At 71.3% G+C, this 17,335-nt stretch carries 24 protein-coding genes; 23 read left to right on the forward strand and 1 reads right to left on the reverse strand.

Annotation, left to right across the window (positions count from 1 at the left end):
• Position 1: 1 nt before the first annotated feature.
• The 17 genes from ACFYX4_RS22955 to ACFYX4_RS23035 all read left to right on the forward strand — a co-directional run bounded on the left by ACFYX4_RS22955 (position 2) and on the right by ACFYX4_RS23035 (position 12,688).
• Positions 2–475 (forward strand): hypothetical protein, encoded by a 474-nt coding sequence (locus ACFYX4_RS22955; RefSeq protein WP_389336253.1) that lies wholly within the window; start codon positions 2–4, stop codon positions 473–475.
• A 13-nt stretch (positions 476–488) separates the two neighbouring features.
• Positions 489–1,316, forward strand: a complete 828-nt coding sequence (locus ACFYX4_RS22960; protein WP_389336256.1) for a hypothetical protein — start codon at positions 489–491, stop codon at positions 1,314–1,316.
• Entirely contained in the window at positions 1,316–1,765 is a 450-nt protein-coding gene (locus ACFYX4_RS22965; protein ID WP_389336259.1) for a hypothetical protein, read from the forward strand. The genes ACFYX4_RS22960 and ACFYX4_RS22965 overlap by 1 nt, the downstream gene beginning before the upstream one ends.
• An 84-nt stretch (positions 1,766–1,849) precedes the next feature.
• On the forward strand, positions 1,850–2,191 hold the full coding sequence (locus ACFYX4_RS22970) for a hypothetical protein (protein WP_389336262.1): 342 nt from the start codon (positions 1,850–1,852) through the stop codon (positions 2,189–2,191).
• Positions 2,188–2,406, forward strand: coding sequence for a hypothetical protein (locus tag ACFYX4_RS22975; protein ID WP_389336265.1), 219 nt, complete (start codon positions 2,188–2,190; stop codon positions 2,404–2,406). The genes ACFYX4_RS22970 and ACFYX4_RS22975 overlap by 4 nt, the downstream gene beginning before the upstream one ends.
• 3 nt (positions 2,407–2,409) lie before the next feature.
• Positions 2,410–2,892, forward strand: a complete 483-nt coding sequence (locus ACFYX4_RS22980; RefSeq protein ID WP_389336268.1) for a hypothetical protein — start codon at positions 2,410–2,412, stop codon at positions 2,890–2,892.
• 3 nt (positions 2,893–2,895) lie between these two features.
• Entirely contained in the window at positions 2,896–3,423 is a 528-nt protein-coding gene (locus tag ACFYX4_RS22985) for a hypothetical protein (protein WP_389336271.1), read from the forward strand.
• Positions 3,424–3,431: 8 nt separating this feature from the next.
• Complete coding sequence (locus tag ACFYX4_RS22990) at positions 3,432–3,878, forward strand: hypothetical protein (protein ID WP_389336274.1); 447 nt, start codon at positions 3,432–3,434, stop codon at positions 3,876–3,878.
• Between the two features lie 137 nt (positions 3,879–4,015).
• Complete coding sequence (locus tag ACFYX4_RS22995; RefSeq protein ID WP_389336277.1) at positions 4,016–6,889, forward strand: hypothetical protein; 2,874 nt, start codon at positions 4,016–4,018, stop codon at positions 6,887–6,889.
• 1 nt (position 6,890) lies between these two features.
• Positions 6,891–8,363, forward strand: coding sequence for a hypothetical protein (locus ACFYX4_RS23000; protein WP_389336280.1), 1,473 nt, complete (start codon positions 6,891–6,893; stop codon positions 8,361–8,363).
• 1 nt (position 8,364) lies between these two features.
• Positions 8,365–9,453 carry a DUF5047 domain-containing protein gene (locus tag ACFYX4_RS23005; protein ID WP_389336283.1) on the forward strand — a complete coding sequence of 363 codons (1,089 nt, stop codon included), beginning with the start codon at positions 8,365–8,367 and terminating at the stop codon, positions 9,451–9,453.
• Complete coding sequence (locus ACFYX4_RS23010) at positions 9,446–10,249, forward strand: hypothetical protein (protein WP_389336286.1); 804 nt, start codon at positions 9,446–9,448, stop codon at positions 10,247–10,249. Before ACFYX4_RS23005 ends, ACFYX4_RS23010 begins: the two co-directional genes overlap by 8 nt.
• Positions 10,246–10,746 (forward strand): hypothetical protein, encoded by a 501-nt coding sequence (locus ACFYX4_RS23015; RefSeq protein WP_389336289.1) that lies wholly within the window; start codon positions 10,246–10,248, stop codon positions 10,744–10,746. Before ACFYX4_RS23010 ends, ACFYX4_RS23015 begins: the two co-directional genes overlap by 4 nt.
• A 62-nt stretch (positions 10,747–10,808) precedes the next feature.
• A complete protein-coding gene (locus tag ACFYX4_RS23020) occupies positions 10,809–11,084 on the forward strand; it encodes a hypothetical protein (protein WP_389336292.1) in 276 nt (91 codons plus the stop codon).
• Entirely contained in the window at positions 11,084–11,992 is a 909-nt protein-coding gene (locus tag ACFYX4_RS23025; RefSeq protein ID WP_389336294.1) for a hypothetical protein, read from the forward strand. Before ACFYX4_RS23020 ends, ACFYX4_RS23025 begins: the two co-directional genes overlap by 1 nt.
• A gap of 5 nt (positions 11,993–11,997) precedes the next feature.
• Positions 11,998–12,378 carry a hypothetical protein gene (locus ACFYX4_RS23030; RefSeq protein WP_389336297.1) on the forward strand — a complete coding sequence of 127 codons (381 nt, stop codon included), beginning with the start codon at positions 11,998–12,000 and terminating at the stop codon, positions 12,376–12,378.
• Positions 12,379–12,391: 13 nt separating this feature from the next.
• Complete coding sequence (locus ACFYX4_RS23035) at positions 12,392–12,688, forward strand: hypothetical protein (RefSeq protein WP_389336300.1); 297 nt, start codon at positions 12,392–12,394, stop codon at positions 12,686–12,688.
• An 897-nt stretch (positions 12,689–13,585) separates the two neighbouring features.
• Here the strand turns inward: ACFYX4_RS23035 and ACFYX4_RS23040 are convergent.
• The gene (locus tag ACFYX4_RS23040) at positions 13,586–13,804 is read right to left on the reverse strand and encodes a hypothetical protein (RefSeq protein WP_389336303.1); all 219 of its coding nucleotides are present in this window, start codon (positions 13,802–13,804) and stop codon (positions 13,586–13,588) included.
• 147 nt (positions 13,805–13,951) lie between these two features.
• Here ACFYX4_RS23040 and ACFYX4_RS23045 point away from each other — a divergent pair, with 147 nt between their 5' ends.
• The 6 genes from ACFYX4_RS23045 (at position 13,952) to ACFYX4_RS23070 (ending at position 17,207) form a co-directional block, all read left to right on the forward strand.
• Complete coding sequence (locus ACFYX4_RS23045) at positions 13,952–14,104, forward strand: hypothetical protein (protein ID WP_389336306.1); 153 nt, start codon at positions 13,952–13,954, stop codon at positions 14,102–14,104.
• A 32-nt stretch (positions 14,105–14,136) separates the two neighbouring features.
• The gene (locus ACFYX4_RS23050; RefSeq protein ID WP_389336309.1) at positions 14,137–14,778 is read left to right on the forward strand and encodes an HAD family hydrolase; all 642 of its coding nucleotides are present in this window, start codon (positions 14,137–14,139) and stop codon (positions 14,776–14,778) included.
• 112 nt (positions 14,779–14,890) lie between these two features.
• Complete coding sequence (locus tag ACFYX4_RS23055; protein ID WP_389336312.1) at positions 14,891–16,078, forward strand: helix-turn-helix domain-containing protein; 1,188 nt, start codon at positions 14,891–14,893, stop codon at positions 16,076–16,078.
• Between the two features lie 435 nt (positions 16,079–16,513).
• Entirely contained in the window at positions 16,514–16,828 is a 315-nt protein-coding gene (locus ACFYX4_RS23060) for a DUF6415 family natural product biosynthesis protein (protein ID WP_389336315.1), read from the forward strand.
• Entirely contained in the window at positions 16,825–17,004 is a 180-nt protein-coding gene (locus ACFYX4_RS23065) for a hypothetical protein (RefSeq protein ID WP_389336318.1), read from the forward strand. Before ACFYX4_RS23060 ends, ACFYX4_RS23065 begins: the two co-directional genes overlap by 4 nt.
• Positions 17,001–17,207 (forward strand): hypothetical protein, encoded by a 207-nt coding sequence (locus ACFYX4_RS23070; protein WP_389336321.1) that lies wholly within the window; start codon positions 17,001–17,003, stop codon positions 17,205–17,207. Before ACFYX4_RS23065 ends, ACFYX4_RS23070 begins: the two co-directional genes overlap by 4 nt.
• Positions 17,208–17,335 lie beyond the last annotated feature (128 nt).

A 17,335-nucleotide genomic window follows, 5' to 3' on the forward strand; every position in this document is an offset into this window, starting at 1 on the left:
AGTGGCGATCAAGCGCTGCAAGAGCCCGTTCAGCGTCTGGACCAACGGTGTCCCGCGCGTCATCGCTGGCGGGCAGCTCATCGAGGACACCGACCCCGTCTTCAAGAGCCACAAGGACTACTTCGAGGACGTGGAGACCTTCGTGTCCGACAAGGGCCCGCGTCGCACGGGCATGGAGCAGGCCACGGCCGCACCCGGGGAGAAGCGGGGCCTGCGGGCCTTGTTCGCCCCCGACGACCGTGAGCGTCCGGCAGGCGAGGTCCATGAGACCGACGAGGACCAGGACGAGTCGAAGAAGCAGCCGTTCAATCCGAGCGAGCACACCGTCAACGAGGTGACCGGCTACCTTGCCGAGGCCGACCCCGACGAGGCCCTGCGGGTGATCGACGCGGAGGCCGCGGGCAAGAAGCGGTCCACCGTTCTCGGGCTGCGCGAGCAGTACGAGACCCCGGCCGCGCCCGGCGACAACGCCTGAGCAGGGGTGAGCCGTGATCGAACTCGGGGCCGCCGTACGGCTCGCCGCCCGCTGCACCGACGCGGGCGGCACGCTCACCAACGCCAGCTCGGTCACGCTCACCATCACCCTGCCGGACGGGACCATCAGCAGCCCGGCCGTGACCAACCCGCCCTCCGTCACCGGCCAGTACAGCCACGACTACGTCACCACGCAGCCCGGCCGGCACCTGGTGCGCTGGCTGTTCGCCACGCCGGCGTCGGCGTACACCGACGTCCTGGACGTGCTGCCCGCCGACCCACGGTTCCTGTTCTCGCTGGCCGACGCGAAACGCCACGTGAACATCCCAGCGGACACGACCCGCGACGACGGCGAACTCCGTGACTGGTCCGCCGCCACCACCATGGTGGTGGAGCACTTCGTGGGCCCGGTCGCCCGCCGCACGGTGACGGAGCGGCACACGTTCACCGCCGCGAGGATGCGGGTCCTGCGGGAGACCCCGGCGCTGTCCCTGACGTCCCTCGCGCCGATCCTGACTGGCGGCACCTCGTACACGCCCGGCGACCTGGACCTGGACCCCGAGACGGGCATCGTGCAGCGCAAGGACGGCGGGCTGCTCGCCGGGCCGCTGCGCATCACCTACGTGGCCGGCCGCGCCATCGTCTCACCGAACATCGCCCAGGCCGGGCGGATCATCCTGCAACACCTGTGGCGCACCCAGCGCGGCAGCCTGCGCGGCCCGGTCATCGCGGGCGGCGAGGACTACTCCGTCACCGAGCCCATCCCCGGTCTGGGCTACGCGATCCCCAACCGTGCTCTGGAGCTGCTGGAGCCTGACCGACTTCCCCCTGGAGTGGCCTGATGTCCCGCGTGCCCGACCTCATCGACGCGCTCACCGCCCGCCTCGCCACCGAGGAGGGCCTGAGCGACGTGCGGGTGGCGGACGGCCCCGAGGTCAGCGAGGAAGGCGCCGACGAGTGGATCCTCATCGGCTACGACGGCGACCCCGAGAGCCAGGGCCAGGCCGCGGTCACCGAGGAGGACTGGGCGGCTCTCGGCACCTCGCGCAGCGAGCGCATCGAGCTGCCGGTGACGATCCTCGTACGCCGCGGCGACACCGAAGTGCGGGCGGCCCGCGCCCGCGTGTACGCAATCGGCGCGGTCGTGCGGCGGGTGCTCGTCCACGACCCGAGCGTCGGCCTGACTGGCATGCAGGCTGCGATCGCCGGGACCGCCCTGTTCCAGGCGCAGACCACCGACGGCATCCAGGACCGGCTGGTCCTCACCGTCGGCGTCCAGGCCTTCACCTAGAACGCCTGCCGCCCGCCATCGGCGTGGCTGCCACGCAACACTCATCCCCGGCGACTTGGGCCGCCGTCAACCAGAAGGAGAGCCATGGCCGCGCTCACCACGAACGTGGTCCCCTTGGCGGGTCTGCGTCGTGACGACAAGTTCACCGCCGCTGCTGGCGGCGGCGACGACTGCGCCACCGGGGCGGGAGTCGAACTGGCCGTGAAGAACGGCAGTGGCTCGTCGGTCACCGTCACCCTCGCCACCCCCGAAACCGTCGACGGCGACCTCAGCGTGCAGGACCGGGCCGTGGCGGTCCCGGCCGGGGGTGAGATGACGATCCCGGTCACCGACCGGTACCGGAACCCGTCGACGGGCCGCTGCGCCATCACCTACAGCGCGGTCACCTCGGTGACCGTCGCCGTGTTTCGGGGGCTGACGTCGTGACCGTACGCCTGCGTCACCCCGAGCTGCCCGACAGCCAGACCATCGACGTTGCCGAGTCGGCGGTGCCCGTGCACCGGGCCGCCGGGTGGGTCCTCGTCGAGGACGACGCCCCCGAGCCGTCGACTGACAGTCCCGAGGCCGAGCCCGCCGACGAAGCCGACACCCCCTCACCGACCGCCGCTCGCAAGCGTCGGCGCACCACCGAAGGAGAGTGACGCATGCCCGCAACTCCGATCGCATCGGCGGTCCGGTACTACCGGCGCGGCCTGACCAAGGTCAGCTGGGTGCCGACCATCGCGAACAAGACAGCGCCCACCCGCTCCGAGCTCAACGCGGGCACGGAGCTGTCCGTCGAGGTCGGCGCGGTCGACGGCTGGCAGATCGTGTCGGCCACCACCGAAACCCCGACCCTGGGCAGCAAGTTCAACGCCAAGATCGACGGCGCGATCTCCGCCGACGACTCCAGCCTGACGCTGTACGCGTCGCAGACCGGCACCGACGTGCGCAGCCTCCTCACCCGCGGCGCCAACGGGTACGTCGTGTGGATGGACGAAGGCGACACCGCCGGCCGGACCATGGATGTTTTCCCGGTCCGTGTCACCTCGCAGGTGAAGCTCCGCACGCTGGAGGACGCGGCCCAGGTCCAGATCCAGTTCGCGGTCACGTCCGAGCCCGCCGAGAACGTCACGATCCCGGCCTGACTGATGCCGCGTTCGGTACAGATCCTGGGCACGGGCCAGCTGACGACGCTGTCGCGGCGGTTGCGCGCAGCGGGCGGGCCGCGCCTTCAGCGCAACGCGGCCCGCCGGGTGCGCCGCGCTGCGGAGCCCCTTCATCGGGACCTTCAGCGGGCGATCGCGTCGCAGCCGATCGTGTCCGAGGGGCGCAAGCCCAACCGGAAGGGCCGCATTCCGTCCGGCGGGCCGTCGCCGACCGTGCGGCCGCTGCGGGCGACGCTCGCCGGCGGCGTGCGGATCAGCGTGCGGCAGGGCGCGTTCGCGGGGGCCCGCGTGTGGATGGACCGCTCCCGCCTGCCCGACGACCTGAAGAAGATGCCGTTCGTCATCGAGGACGGCCGTATCCGCCACCCCGTGTTCGGCAACCGGCGGCGGTGGGCGACGCAGTGGGTGCGGCCCACCGGCTGGTGGTCGCGCACCGTCCGGGCGGGCCTGCCCCGCATGCAAGCCGAGGTCGAGCGGATCCTCGCCGACGTCCGCCGAGACCTGGAGTAGAGAGACCGATGATCGTTTCGTACAAGCAGGACGACGGCACCGTCGAGCAGGTCACGACCGAGGACCTCTCGGCGATCGAGGCGGCCGCCATCGAACAGGCCATGGGAGACACCCCGTGGCGGCGCGTCGAGGACATGCTGCGCGCGCAGGACCCGACCGCGATGCGCGCCGTGCTGTGGATCTTCCGACGCCGCGCCCAGCCGGACCTGGAGTTCAGCGCGTTCGACGTGCCGGGGTGGCGGCGTCGGCTGACCGCGCGCCTGGAGCGGGTGGAGATCGACGACGTGCTGAACACGCTCGTCGCCGAGGCGATCTCCACCCAGGAGGATGCGGCGATCGACGCGATGCTGCCCCATCTGCGCAAGCTCGCCGCCAGCCAGGACGACGTCGACGCCGCGCTCGGCGAGCTGGGAAAAGCGCACCTGATCCGGAGCGGCAGGGCGTCGGCCACCTGATCGGCGAGTACCGCTGGCTGCTCGCCCACCTGCTGCACATCCGCCCCTGGGAAATCCGTCACCTGACTGTCGCCGACCTGGAGTCGGCGATCGCCTGGATCGATCAGCACATAGCTGCGAGGGGGTGACCCGCTCTCGTGGCGCAGCGCCTCACGTTCACCCTCGCCGGCCGGGACGAACTATCCCGCGTCCTCAACGGATCGGCGGACTCCGCTGACCGGCTGCGGCTGCGGCTCGCCGGGATCACCGCAGACGCGGACGGCAACCTGCGTGACCTGCACGGGCGGTTCCTGTCCCTGGCCGACGCGCAGCGCCTCGTCGACGACCGCACCGGCCAGGTACGCACGAGCATGACGAACCTGTCGGACGCGGCAGGCAAGGTCGGCGAGGCCCTCAGGGCGAGCCTGATCAGCCTGGCCCCGGCGGCGATCCCCGCCGCGGCCGGCCTCGCCGGGACGGCGGCGACGCTCGCCGGGCAGCTCGGTGCGGTGGCCCTCGCAGCCGGCGCGTACGGGCTCGCGCTCGGCGCGCAGATCTCCGCGATGAGCGAGGCGCTGCAAGCGCAGACGAAATACGACGAGGCGGTCCGGGAGAACGGCGCTACCTCGCAGGAGGCCATCAAGGCGCAGGTCGCCTACCAGCAGCAGCTGGCGAAGCTGCCGCCGGAGACGCAGCGTGCCGCAGTTGCGGTGGGTCTGCTGAAGACCAACTACCAGGCCTGGAGCGATAGTCTCGCGGGCGACGTGATGGGCCCGTTCAACAAGGGCGTCGCCGTCGCCAACGCGCTACTGCCGGAGACGACGGGCCTGGTCAAGGGCGCGAGTAGCCAGTTCGACCGGCTGATGACCCTGCTGGGCGGCGCGATCTCCACGCCGGGTTTCGATGCGCTGAACGATCGCGTCACCGCTTTCTCCGAGCGGACCCTGCGACGCGCCATCGACAAGTTGACCGTGTTCTTCGCGAAGGCCGACGCGGGCGAGCTTGACAACTCCGGGCTGAACAGGTTCTTCGACTACGCCCGCGACAACGGGCCTCTGGTGTGGGACACGCTGGAGCAGGTCGGGGATGCACTCCTGCACGTGCTGGAGGCCGGCTCCGGCGTGGGCGTCGGCATGCTGGAGGTCATCAACGCGCTGAGCGGGATCGTGTCCGCGGTGCCGCCGGGAACGATCGCGACGCTGCTGCAACTGGCCATCGCCATCAAGGCGGTGAAGCTCGCGGCGGCCGGCGCGGCCGCGGGCCGTGCGGCGATGGCTGCCCTCGGGGTGCAGATCGGTGCCATGACCACGGCGGCGGCCGCTGCGCCGGGCCCCCTGACTCGGACCACGGCGGCTGTCGGTGCTCTCTCCCGCACCGCGAAGCTGGCGATGGCGGGTACCGGGCTGGGGCTGCTGCTGATCACCCTGGATGCCCTGTCCTCCAGCAGCCGCGAACCCAAGGCCGATGTCGACAAGTTGACGACGTCGCTGGCGGTGCTCGGTGACACGGGCAAGGTGAGCGGCGAGGCGCTGAAGGTGTACGGGGCGGACCTGGGTGGTCTGGCCGATGCGCTCGGCACGCTCGCCCGTCCCTCCAACCTCGACTCGGTGCAGCAGTTCCTGACCGGCCTGATCGGCATGGACTCAACGCCGGTCAAGAACGCCAAGGAGGATTTCGAGTCGATCGACCAGGCGCTCACCAACCTGGTCAGCCAGGGCAAGGCGGACCTGGCCGCCGCCGCCCTACAGAACACCATCGCGGCGCTTCAGAAGCAGGGCTACACCGCGAAGGAAGTCACCGACCAGCTCGACGACTACAAGGCCGCGTTGGCCGGGCAGGCACTGGAGCAGCAGCTCGCCGCCCAGGCGATGGGCTTGTTTGGGGATCAGGCGCAAAGGACGCAGGCTCAGCTGGACGCTCAGCGGCAGTCAGCGGACGGGCTCAGGCAGGCGATCGTCGCCCTCAACGACGTCAACCGGCAGGGCCTCAGCGGCATGATCGGGTTCGAGGCGGCGATCGATGCGGCGACGAAGGCCGCAGCCGAGAATGCCGGCGTCCTCGACATGCAGGGCGGCAAGTTGGTCCTGAACACAGAGAAGCAGCGCGCCGCCGCGACAGCCCTGAACGATCTGGCATCCAAGACGGACGAGGCCGCCAGCTCGGCGCGCGAGTCCGGGGCGGCATGGGGCGACGTCAACGCGATCTACGAGCGGGGCCGGCAGCAGCTCATCAAGAGCGCGATGCAGATGGGTTTGACCCGGGTAGAGGCGGAGCGGCTGGCCGCGCAAATCCTCAAGACGCCGGACAAGACGGCCAAGCTCCAGGGGGACATGGAGGACCTCAAGGCGAAGGTCGACAAAGCCAAGCGGGAGATCAAGTCCATTCCGCCGTCGAAGGTGTCGTCGATGCAGGGCACCATCGCGGACCTGTCGAGGAAGGTGGCGGCGGCCAAAGCACAGATCAAGTCGGTCCCGCCGTCGAAGCGGGCCGCGCTGAATGCGACCATCGCCGACCTGGAGTCCAAGGTCGCGCAGGCCAAGGCGGCACTCGCCAGCGTCAAGAGCCGCACGGTCACGCTCACCGCGTTCGTCCAGTACAAGGGCAAGAGCATTGCCGCGGTGTCGGCCGGCCGTATGGCCACCGGCGGCCTGGTGGGCCGGGACGGTCTGCCGGGCTACCCGGGCGGCGGCCTGATCCGGGGTGTCGGCACGCCCACCTCGGACTCGAACCTGATCTGGGCGTCCCGCGACGAGTACATGGTCAAGGCCGCCTCGGTGAAGAAGTACGGCGTCGCGTTCATGGACGCCCTCAACGACGGGCTCCTGCCGGCCAGCCGCACCGCGGCGCGTCCCGGCCTGCCCGCGACTGCGGCCCCGGAACCGGCCGCTGGCGGCTGCGGGTGCTCCGGCGTGGACGTGCAGGTCAACTTCCGTGACGACCGGCTGCGCGACTTGATCGACGTCACGGTGACACCGAAGATCCGCGAGTCCGAGCAGCGGCAGGCGCACCGGGCGAAGGTCGGGAGGCGCTGACGTGGCCATCTCCTACATCGGTATCGGGGCGCTCGCCACGCACGCGGACACGATCACCCCGGCCTATCCGGCGGGTGCGACCGTCGGCCGGCTCGCGGTCCTTCAGGTGGTGTCTGCGCACACCGATGAGTCGATCCCTGCCACGCCGTCGGGATGGAATCTGGCGGGCACGGTGGCCGGCGGTGGTGGCGTGTTCGGGGCGGCGGCCGGGCCGCGCCGCCTGACGTTCTTCACGCGGGTGTTGCTCGGCTCGGATGCGGCGCCCACCGCGCGGATCCCTTCGGGGTCCACGGGGTCGCTGATCGCCGGGCGCATCACCATTCTGGACCGCAGCGCCGGGACGGGCTGGCGGTGGGCGGCCGCGTTCGCCGAGGACACCTCCAGCGGCACCGGCTTCTCCGCCGTGTCCACCACGGCGCTCACGTGGGCGGCCGGTGACGTCGCCGTCGTCGGCTACGGCGTCCCCCTGTCCACGGCCGCATTCAGCGCCGAGGCGATCACCGCGACCGGCATCACGTTCGGCGCAGTCACCGAACGCGCCGACGACGCGGTCACCGACGGGCACGACGCCCGCCTGGTCGCCGCCACCTGCTCCGTGTCCTCCGGCACGGGCACGCAGGCACCCACCCTGGCGGCCACCCTGTCCGCCGCGTCCACCGGCGTGGCCGGCGTGCTCCGCATCCGGGAGGCCGCCTCCGATGTGGAGGCCACCGCGCAGTCCGTGTTCCCGCCTCGTCTCCTGCTCAGCGCGACCGGGCTGCTCGCAGACAACATCGTGAGCGTGAGCCTGTTCCGTCAGGTCGGCTCCACCCTCACCCCGGTGCGGGCGGCCACCGACGTCGACACCAGCGGGCAGAACGTGCTGCTGCGCATCGACGCCGAGCAGCCCCTCGGGGTGCAGTTCGACTACCTGGCCGTCCTCACCGACGTCAACGGCCTGCACTGGGAGGCCTACTCCAGCCCGGTCACGTCGACGGTCACCTCCGATGTCATCTCGGATGCGATCCGCGGGATCGGCGCGGCCGTCACCATCCAGTCCTGGCCCGACAAGAAGCGCAGCCGGGACTCCGCCGTGTTCAACGTGGGCGGCCGCATCGTCGCCGTGAGTAAGCCCCGCTCGGGAGCGCAGGCCACCGTCACCGTGCGGACCCTCACCGACGAGGACGGCGATGCCCTCCAGGCGGTCCTGGACTCGGCGACCGAGGGCGTGGTCCTGATCCGCAAGCAGGCCACCATGGCGGGCGTCGACAACCACCTGGCCGTCGTCGCCGACAGCGAGGACCGCACCTGGTACAACGAGGTCCGCTTCTGGCAGCTGGAGACGTACGAGACCGAGCCGTGGCCTGACGAGCTGGAGGCCGCCGGGTTCACCCTCCAGAACATCGCAGACAACTACAGCAGTCTCCAGGACCTGGCGGACGCGTTCACCCCCGGCACCCTGCTCGACATCGCCATGTGGGACTTCGGGCCCTGACATGCTGGAAATGTCGGACCAGGCGCTCGCCATCGTGCAGCGCTCCTTCACCATGCGCATCCGCGCCGAATCGTGGCTGGGCGGCCAGCTCCTGGCGGACAGCATCCCGATCGCCGACGGCAGCGAGACCCGCGACCGCTCCCTTGCCGTCCCCGAACGCATCACCCTGACCGTGCCCGCCCGGGACCGCGGCGTCGACTGGGACCCCGGCGCCGACCCCGCGCACCCGCTCGCCGCCTACGGGCAGATGCTGCGCATCGACTACGGCGTCGAGGTCGGTAGCCACACCGAGTGGATCAACCGCGGCTGGTTCTTGATCACCGACACGGAGACCGGCGACGACACCGTCACCGTCACCGCACAGGGCCTGTTGACGCTGATCCAGGAGGCGGATTTCGTCGCCCCGTTCCAGCCGTCCAGCACCGACACCCTCGCCAGCGTCGCGCGGGCCCTGGTCGAACCGGCGCTGACCGTCAGCATCGACAGCACACTCACCGACCGGGCTGTGCCGCTCGGCATGCAGTGGGACACCGACCGTCTCGGCTCCCTCAACGAGGTGCTCGACGCATGGCCGGCCGACGCCGGGGTCACCGAGGACGGCTACCTCCTCATCGAGCCGCTCTCCGACAGCGGCTCGCCGGTGCTCGCCCTCACCGACGGCGTCGGCGGCACGGTCGTCAAGTGGCAAGGCTCGTCGAGCAGGGACGGAGCGTTCAACGCGGTCGTCGCCCAGGGCGAGGACTCATCCGGCAATCAGATCCAGGGCGTCGCCTACGACAGGGTCGCCGGCAGCCCGTTTCGCTACGGCGGCAACTTCAGCCCGCTGCCCGTTCCGTACCGCATGCAGACGCCGCTGCTTCGTACGGTCGCCCAGTGCCGGGACGCCGCGGCCGCCGGCATGACACGGCTGCGGCGCACCGCATCTCGGAAGTTGTCCGTGACGATGCTGCCGCACCCGGGCCTCATGACCGGCGACGTCGTGTCCGTGACCGGGGCCGGCCTCACCGCCGAGCCGGGCATCGTCGAATCCCTGTCGCTGCCCTACTCCCCGTCCGCGCAGACCCTGACAGTGAGGGTGCTCAATGGCTGACTGGGCGGACACCCGCGTCTCACTTGCAGGGGTCGGCACCCTGCAAGGCGTCGCCCTCACCGCCTCCGCGTCCGGCGCGTGCGTCGCCAGGATCGGCGGCATCGAGGTCACCGCCCGCGTCATCACCGGCCTGACCGTCGCCGCGAACGATCTGCTGCTGCTGACCCGCGCCGGATCCACCTACTGGATCATCGCGAAGATTCCGGCCGCCCCGGGATCCCCGCCCACGCCGCCCGCCGCCGGGTCCGGCCCGGACGGCGGCGACGTCGCCCCCGACCCGAAACCGACCGTCACCACGGGCAGGCTGGTGTGCGCGCCCGTCGCCACCGCCACCTACCGCGACGGCAGCTGGCGATCCGACAGCGGATCCATCAACAGCTACGACACCTACCAGGGCCGCTACGCCGGATCCTCGTACGGCCGGATGACGGGCTGCGCCTTCTACGGCAGCAAGCCCCGCACCCTCGCCGGGGCCACCGTCACCGCCGCCAGCATCCAGGTACGGCGCCTCACCGGCGGCGACTTCGCCGCCCGCACCGCCACGCTGCGCCTCGTCTCCCAGACCACCCGCCCCGCCGGCGCACCCACCCTCAACGAGACCACCAGCGGCCCGTCGCTGGCGGTCAACGCGTCCGGCACCTTCTCCATCCCGACGTCGTGGGCGCAGGCGATGGTCGACGGCACCCGCGGCGGACTCGCCATCAGCGTCAGCGCCGACAACCCCTACATCCGACTCGCCGGCCGCGCCTCCTGGTCCGCGGCCTGGACTCTGACCATCTCCTGGAGGCGTGGATGACCCAGCAGACCGCGAAGGGGATCACGTATCCCGAGTCGACGGACCACACCAGGATGTGGGAGCACTTCGAGACCCTGGCGGACGACGTCAACGATCTGCTGACTGTCGGGGACAACGAGGCTGAGGACACGAGCTCGCGCACGACGACGAGCACCAGCTACACCGACGCGTCCGGCGGTGCGTTCTCCACCACGATCACGGTCCCGCCGTCGGGGCGGGTGATGGTGGCGGTCCGGTCGACACAGCGCAACTCCACCACCCTGAACACGATCACGTCGTGGCAGGCGGTCGGGTCGACGTCGGGCACCGTGTACTCGGCGAACGACGGCGCGGCGATCATCGTGAAGGGCACGGACAACGTGTCGCTCCAGCTCACGAAACGACTCACCGGTCTGTCGCCCGGCGAGACCCTCACGGTCACCACCAAGCACCGGGTCAACGCAGCCAGCACGGCCACGTTCGACTACCGGTGCATCGACGTCTGGGGCCTCGTCTAGAGCTCCTGCTTCCCCCATCTGCCCGCCCGCGCGCGGGCGTTTCTCATGTCTGGAGGGAACCAATGTCCCAACCCACCATCGGCCGGACCGTCTTGTACCGGCTGTCGGAAGACGACGCCAAGCACATCACCCATCAGCGGGTGCACTCCGGCCTCACCGGCAACTTCGTGGAGGCGGGCCAGGTCTACCCGGCCGTCGTCGTCCGCATCTTCGCCGGCAACCCCAACGGAGTGGTCAACCTCCGTGTCCTCTTGGACGGCCAGGACCCGCCACTGTGGGCGACGTCCCGCCACGAGGGTGACCAGCCCGGCACCTGGGCCTGGCCGGAGCGTGTGTGATGGCCAGAACAGGCCCGCAGAGGATCCCCGGCGCCTCGCTCGCTCACTTCTACGGGACTGGCCAGTACTCCGGCTCCGACATGGACGTGAACTGCGGCGTCGTCCACACCACGGAGGGGCGCACGCTGCCGAGCTACAACGGCGGCGCGATCGCCCCGACGGTGACCGGCGTCCCGGACATCAAGGCGCGGAAGATCCGCTGGTTCCAGCACTACGACGTCGACGAGTCCGCGCGCGCCCTCGCCAACAAGTTGGGCGGCGTGCAGACCAACACCGCGAACGTCTTCCAGATCGAACTGGTAGGCACCTGCGACGACTCGAAGAAGTTCTCGTGGGCGGGGGCGAGGGCGGGCGTCGACTACCTGCACTGGCCGTCCGCCCCCGGCTGGGCGCTCGCCGAGGTCGCCTGGCTGGTGCGCTGGCTTCACGACAACCACGGCGTGCCGCTCACGTGCGTCCGCGACTGGCTCGCCTACGGGCTGGACGCGCGCCGACCCGGCGTCACCCCGGCGTCGTACGGCTCAGCGAACCCGGCCCGCATGACGTTCACCGAGTGGCGCTCCTTCACAGGGTGGTGTGGGCACCAGCACGTTCCTGAGAACGACCACGGCGATCCCGGCAATCTCAACTTCGCCCAGGTCCTCGCCATCGCCAAGGGCCAGACCAACACCGAGGAGGACGACGTGGCACTCAGCGACGCCGACCGAAAGGCCGTCGCGGCCGAGACCGTGAAGCAGCTGCTCGCTGCCGAACTCCCCTCGCCGACCGCGCCGCAGGGCACCGACCCAAACCGGTCCGTCGGCACCTACCTGCGCTGGCAGGACAAGCACCACGCGGACGTCATCGGCCGGCTCGACCGGATCGCCACCGCCCTCGAGCGGCTGCTCGCCGCCAGCACCAAGGAGTAAGTCCCATGCGCATCTTCGGCAGAGAGCCCGTCTACATCCTGGCGTTCATCTCCATCGTCCTGAAGCTGTCCGCCGCCTACGGCCTCGACGTCTCCACCACGGAGCAGGGGGCCATCATGGCCGTCCTCTCCCTCATCGTCGCCGTCGTCACCGCGATCGTCCTGAAGACCGGTGCCATCGGCGCAGCGATCGTGAACCTGGCGCAGGGAGTCCTCGCGCTCTTCCTCGCCTTCGGGTTGGGCATGTCGGCGGAACTTCAGGCGTTGTGGATGCTGGCCGTGGAAGGACTGGTCGCGCTGCTGCTGCACCGGGAGGTGACGGCGCCGGTCGGCTTGCTGCCGATGGAGGAGAAGAGCCCGATCAAGTCCGGCCCGCAGGCCCTCTGATCGGGGGCCGCACGTGCCGGATGAGTTGACGCTTGGCGAGCTGGCCCGTCGTCTGGATGACCGCACCAGCGACATCCGCGAGGACATCAAGGGCCTGTCCGAGGAGCTGGCCAAGAAGGTCGACCAAAAGTTGTACGACATCCGGCACGATGCGCTCGCCGCGCGGGTGGCGACTCTGGAGACGCTGCGGGAGAAGGATGCTGAGAAGATCGTGGCGACGCGGCGGTGGCTGATCGGCGCGGTCATCGTGCCGCTGGTGGGGATCCTCCTGCCGGTGATCATTCTGCTGGCGCGGGGGGCCGGGTCGTGAGCCGGGTGCAGCTGCGCGCGGAGGAGCGGCGGTGGCGGCGCGGGGACGGGCTGACGGTGCTGGCGGCGCTGCTGCTGGGGGCAGCGTTCGCGTGGGTGATCCTCAGCGTGCAGGGCCTGACCCACGATCTGCGTGAGGCCAACGCCGCGAGAGACGCGCTGGCCCGGCAGGTCGAGCAGTTGGGAGGGAGCCCGGTGGCTGGCCCGCCGGGGAGCCGGGGGGAGCCGGGCGAGGCTGTGACGGGCCCGCCCGGTCCGACCGGCGCGCAGGGGGACACAGGCCCGCCGGGCCCGACCGGACCGCCGGGTCCGTCAGGGTCTGCGGGCCGGTCGGGGGAGGACGGCACGGACGGTGTGCCAGGGACGGCGGGGGTGCCGGGCGCGGTCGGTGCCACGGGCCCGGCTGGCGGGGCCGGAGCGGCCGGGGTGGCCGGTCCGCCGGGGCCGCAGGGGGAGCCGGGCCCGGCCGGGCCCCGCGGGGAGCCCGGCCCGCCGGGCGAGGACGGTAGGGACGGGCAGACCTGCCCGACCGGGTACAGCTTGCAAGCACCGGCCTACGACCCGGACGCGATGGTCTGCCGCAAGGATGGTGCGCCCGAGCCAGCGCCGTCAGAGAGCGAGCAGAGCAGGCTGCTGGGATTGGATCCGCAACGGCGGCAGTACGCATAGGTAGATAGGTGGGTGGTCCCCGCCGTCTGTTCCTTCGGGGGCAGGCGGCGGGGATCTTTTCGCGTTCCCTGTATTGCGCCTTCCGGCCAGGCTGGCGCATTGTGGTCGTCCACCGTCTCACCGGTGCTCCCCCTGGGGCCGGCATCTCCCGGGGACGGTGGCCTGGCCCCCTTCAACCCCCAGGTGGAAGCGGTGGCAGTGGCCCCTGCTGCTCCCGAGCGGCAGGGGCTTAACCCTGCGCCCACTTCTCCGGGCCGCCACCCCGCCACTCGATCAGCGTGGTCGTCTGTACGTAGGTCTCGTCGGCGTCGTCAAGGCCAGCCCGCCGCAAGAACTCGGCGACGTCGAGGAGGCCGTACGCCATCCCGAGGAACTGATCGTCGACACGCACCCGACGGCCGCCGTCCGAGGCCGGCGGGTAGACCACGACAAGCTGTGTGGACGCCATGCGACCAGCGTGAGGCCCGGCACCGTCGTGCGCATGCGGAGCGGCGGCGGGGCTGGCACTCGGTCGTCCTCACTGGTGAGGAGGCGGGCACCGCGTTGACGAGCTGGCGCGAGGGGGCTCTGATCGTCTGCCAAGCTGGCGTCTCACATGGAGGAGGCCACGATGAACGGCTGGGGCGAGCAGGTTTCACACCGCGACGATGTCGAGCACTGCCTGTGCGGGTGCCGCGACTTCGGCGACGTTGTCGGCACCGACGAGGATGCGCCACCCGCAGACGAGTACCGGATCACCACGCGGTGACCATGTGCGGCTGTGGCCCATAGGCTCGCACGGTGATTGAGACCATCGTGTTCGACGTCGGCGAGACGATCACCAGGGATGACCGCTACTGGGCGTCCTGGGCCGACTGGCTGAACGTCCCCCGCCATACTCTGTCCGCCCTCGTCGGCGCCGTCGTCGCTCAGGGCCTCGACAACGCTGAGGCCCTCCGGCTCGCCCGGCCCGGTATCGACGTCGCCGCCGAGTACCGTGCCCGCGAGGCCGCCGGCGTCGGCGAGCACCTCGACGAGAGCGACCTCTACGACGACGTGCGGCCAGCGCTGCACGCGCTGCGCGAGCGGGGCGTGCGGGTCATCGTCGCCGGTAACCAGACGCCGCGCGCGGGTGAGCTGCTGCGCGCCCTGGAGCTGCCGGCGGATCTGGTCGTGACGTCGGGGGAGTGGAGCGTGGCCAAGCCCGAGCCGGAGTTCTTCCGCCGTGTGCTGGAGGTGGCGCAGGCCGCGCCGCAGGCGACGGTGTACGTCGGCGACCACCCGGCCAACGATGTGTTCCCCGCCCGCTTGGCGGGGCTGCGTACGGCACACGTGCGGCGTGGGCCGTGGGGTCATCTGTGGGCTGACGATCCGGACGTGGTCGCGGCGGCGGACTGGCGGGTGGACTCCCTCACCCAGCTCGTCGATCTCGTGCGAGCCTGACCGGTTCAACGCATCGGCCCCGCCGGCGTTGAGGACTGGCGGGGCCGATGGTGTACACGCCGCGTCTCCGCGCGAGTACCGTTCGGAGTGGACGCACCGAACTGGAGCCAGTATGCCCGCACTTCCTCATGGCGGAGTAGGCCGGCGGATCGCCTACTACCGCAGCGCCATGCGCCCCAAGATGACGCAGCAACAGCTGGCGGACACCGCCGCGGTGTCCCTCGGAACCATCCGCAAGATCGAGCGGGGCGAACGAGGCGTCAGCGACCCGACGCTGGAAGCGATCGCGGACGCGCTCGGCGTGGACCCGACCCGGCTGCGCTCGGACCGCGACGCCGCGCACACGCCGGTCCACGTCGCGCTGCCCGCACTGTCCGCCGCCCTGGTTGCGTTCGACATCCCCGACGACGGTGCCCCGCGCCCGCTGCACGAGCTGGAGACGGCCGTCGACGAAGCCGTGCAGTGGCGGCTGGCCGCCCAGTACACGCGCATCGCCCGCCGCCTCCCCGGGCTCCTCACCGATCTGGCGTGCGCCTACCACCAGGCCCCCGAGGGGGAGCGGGTCGTGCTCGCCCCGCTCATGGTGAGCGCCTGCCGGTCAGCTGACGCTGTCGCCTACAAGTTCGGGGCCCGAGACCTGTCGGCCCGCCTGGTCGACCTCATGCGCAGGACCGCCCCCGAAGCGGAGGACCCGGTGCTGGCTGCGGCCGTCGCCTACGTGCGCACCGAGACGTTCTTCGCCGCGCGCGCCCACACCCCGGGGCTGCGCGCCCTGGAGACCGCGCTCGACACCGCGCCCGCCCCGACCCAGGATGCGCAGATCGCGGCGCGGGGCGCCCTGCACATGCGGGCCGCCGTCATCGCCGGCCGGGCGAAGAACACCACAGCGGCACAGACCCACCTGGCGGAGGCGCGCGCCCTGGGCGATCGGGTGACGGAGGACGTGTACTGCGGGACCGCTTTCGGTCCGGACTCCGTGCGCATCCACGAGGTGTCTGTCGCGGTCAGCCTCGGCGGCGACCAGGTCGGCCAGGCGCTGGATGTGGCGCACGAGTGGAAGCCTCCGACCGCCCTGCCTGCCGAGCGGCGCTCCGGGTTCTACATCGAGTTGGCCCGCGCGCAGCTGTGGTCGGGTCAGGCAGAGCAGGCGTTCGAGTCGCTGAAGGTGGCCCGGCACATTGCGCCGCAGCACACGCGTGAGCACCCGTGGGTGCGGGAGGACGCGGCGACCCTGCGCCGTCTGCGACGGGCGGACTCCGAGACGCTGACGAATTTCGCCGAGTGGTGCGCCGCGGTCTGACCTGGCTACCCCAACTACCCCTCGCTGGGGTACTTGTGACTGCACGTTGCCCCCACCATCTGTTGCACGCACAGGAGCCAGCAGATGGGAGCCGGGGATGCCGGGCACACTCCCGCTCGCACCGACGGTCGTCGACCGGGGTGTGAGCATCGTCCGACTGCACGGTGAAGCTTGTTTTCACTGCGGAGCAGTCAGCCGGCCCCTGCGCGCGGCAGGACTGGTCGTGGTCCGCGGCTGCTCGCAGATCTGGCCCATCCGCACGTGCGGATGCCAGCGAGCGGCGGCGGCGTGACCGGCCAGCAGGGACCCCCGCGACCGCGCGAACGGCCCGGGGGCATGGCCAACCTGAGGAAGCAGGTCGACGTGACGCAACCTACCGCCACAGCGCCAGCTGCGGCAGCGCACCCCCCAGCCGATCCCCCCGACACCGTGACGATGCGCGAGAGTGTGCGCCTGCTGGAGGCCGCTGTGCTTCCCGTGCAGCCGCCGCCGGCCGCGCAGCTGGAGCTGCTGACGCAGACCGTGCGCGGGCACCTGGAGCTGCTCGTCCCGGAGGTCGAGCAGCTGGCCCGTCGCCTCGACGAGGGCAGCCCCGTCCGGCACTGTATGCAGGCCTGCATGGGCGAGGCACGTCTCGGGCTGCGGGCCACGCCGGCCGACCGCGGCGGACCAGTACGCCACGCCCGCCGCCTCGCCCGCGCACTGGCCACCCTGTGCGACCACTACGAGCAGAGCGGCAGCGGCCGATGAGCACGACCACCGCGTCCGCCCTGTCCGCCGAGTGCACGCTCGCGAAGAAGCCCGGCTATGGCGACGTGCACGCCATGTGCCGTCGGCTGGACGACGTGCCGCTGCCGCACGCCGCGGGCATCCTGCTGGTGGCCCGCTGCGGCTGCACCTGCCACCGCACGGGGGCCCGGTCATGAGCGCCGGCCTGCACGGCTGCCACGCCTGCGGGGAGCTGATCACCGACCCGGACGACGCCGTCTACGTGGGGCACGAGCCGGGCAACTCGGGGCCGGGCTGGGACATCTGGGCTCACCGCGCCCACGTCGACCAGGTCGGCCCGGACCCGGCCGCCGAGCGCATCCTGCTCCGGGTCCTGCTCGCCAGGGCGCGCGCGTCGTGAGAGCGATCGCCGGGCTGCTGCTGTACGTGGCGGCCGTGACCGCCCCGGTCCTCGCCCTGGTGCTGGCGCGGACGCCGAACTGACGCACCCCCACGGCGACCGCAGGGTCAGGGTCGCACCCCCGAAAC

This window comes from Streptomyces sp. NPDC002328 (assembly GCF_042890065.1).
Taxonomy (GTDB): domain Bacteria; phylum Actinomycetota; class Actinomycetes; order Streptomycetales; family Streptomycetaceae; genus Streptomyces.

Excerpts from the sequence above, each read along its gene's own strand:
- ACFYX4_RS22965 (WP_389336259.1), top strand. The coding sequence starts at position 1,316 with ATGTCCCGCGTGCCCGACCTCATCGACGCGCTCACCGCCCGCCTCGCC.
- ACFYX4_RS22970 (WP_389336262.1), top strand. The coding sequence starts at position 1,850 with ATGGCCGCGCTCACCACGAACGTGGTCCCCTTGGCGGGTCTGCGTCGT.
- ACFYX4_RS22980 (WP_389336268.1), top strand. The coding sequence starts at position 2,410 with ATGCCCGCAACTCCGATCGCATCGGCGGTCCGGTACTACCGGCGCGGC.
- ACFYX4_RS22985 (WP_389336271.1), top strand. The coding sequence starts at position 2,896 with ATGCCGCGTTCGGTACAGATCCTGGGCACGGGCCAGCTGACGACGCTG.
- ACFYX4_RS22990 (WP_389336274.1), top strand. The coding sequence starts at position 3,432 with ATGATCGTTTCGTACAAGCAGGACGACGGCACCGTCGAGCAGGTCACG.
- ACFYX4_RS23005 (WP_389336283.1), top strand. The coding sequence starts at position 8,365 with ATGCTGGAAATGTCGGACCAGGCGCTCGCCATCGTGCAGCGCTCCTTC.
- ACFYX4_RS23010 (WP_389336286.1), top strand. The coding sequence starts at position 9,446 with ATGGCTGACTGGGCGGACACCCGCGTCTCACTTGCAGGGGTCGGCACC.
- ACFYX4_RS23015 (WP_389336289.1), top strand. The coding sequence starts at position 10,246 with ATGACCCAGCAGACCGCGAAGGGGATCACGTATCCCGAGTCGACGGAC.
- ACFYX4_RS23020 (WP_389336292.1), top strand. The coding sequence starts at position 10,809 with ATGTCCCAACCCACCATCGGCCGGACCGTCTTGTACCGGCTGTCGGAA.
- ACFYX4_RS23025 (WP_389336294.1), top strand. The coding sequence starts at position 11,084 with ATGGCCAGAACAGGCCCGCAGAGGATCCCCGGCGCCTCGCTCGCTCAC.
- ACFYX4_RS23030 (WP_389336297.1), top strand. The coding sequence starts at position 11,998 with ATGCGCATCTTCGGCAGAGAGCCCGTCTACATCCTGGCGTTCATCTCC.
- ACFYX4_RS23040 (WP_389336303.1), bottom strand. The coding sequence starts at position 13,804 with ATGGCGTCCACACAGCTTGTCGTGGTCTACCCGCCGGCCTCGGACGGC.
- ACFYX4_RS23045 (WP_389336306.1), top strand. The coding sequence starts at position 13,952 with ATGGAGGAGGCCACGATGAACGGCTGGGGCGAGCAGGTTTCACACCGC.
- ACFYX4_RS23055 (WP_389336312.1), top strand. The coding sequence starts at position 14,891 with ATGCCCGCACTTCCTCATGGCGGAGTAGGCCGGCGGATCGCCTACTAC.
- ACFYX4_RS23060 (WP_389336315.1), top strand. The coding sequence starts at position 16,514 with ATGCGCGAGAGTGTGCGCCTGCTGGAGGCCGCTGTGCTTCCCGTGCAG.
- ACFYX4_RS23065 (WP_389336318.1), top strand. The coding sequence starts at position 16,825 with ATGAGCACGACCACCGCGTCCGCCCTGTCCGCCGAGTGCACGCTCGCG.
- ACFYX4_RS23070 (WP_389336321.1), top strand. The coding sequence starts at position 17,001 with ATGAGCGCCGGCCTGCACGGCTGCCACGCCTGCGGGGAGCTGATCACC.